We start from the raw sequence: 368 nt of genomic DNA, 5'->3' as shown, positions 1-368 counted from the left end.
GGGTGCCCCAAAAGCACGGTGCTCGCCAGAACGGAGGATGTTTGAACCCCTCCTTCTCGCGAATCCTGACATGAACACGCTTCGCCCCGTACGCTCTCGGGCAAGCACCATTGCTAAGGAACCCGCACGGCCTCACGGGTATTTACGGCTGCGGTTTTTTGACAGCTTAGCTACGTGGTCTGTGCGACCGTATTTGTAGGCCATAGCTTGATGCGTGTTTGTGTTTACTGCTTCAGTTTTTTGTGAATTGGCTGCGCGTTCTGTACAGCTATTTTCGCGGGTTACGGCCCCCCGCATCTTCGCGACCTCGTTTCCAGCAGGGTTGGCGACGTGGTTCCACGTGCGTACAAATTCGGTGGTTGGTCGTC

Annotated in this window: 1 protein-coding gene; it reads right to left on the bottom strand. The window is 55.7% G+C overall.

The window, feature by feature from the left end:
- Positions 1-132 precede the first annotated feature (132 nt).
- Positions 133-368, bottom strand: a 236-nt coding sequence (locus HB376_RS40640) for a hypothetical protein (protein WP_213769316.1), incomplete at its 5' end; no start/stop codon positions are given.

The organism is Caballeronia sp. dw_19, assembly GCF_018449515.1.
Taxonomy (GTDB): Bacteria; Pseudomonadota; Gammaproteobacteria; order Burkholderiales; family Burkholderiaceae; genus Caballeronia.
The sequence above is the reverse complement of the archived record's forward strand: the minus strand, read 5'-3'. Positions and strand labels throughout refer to the sequence as shown.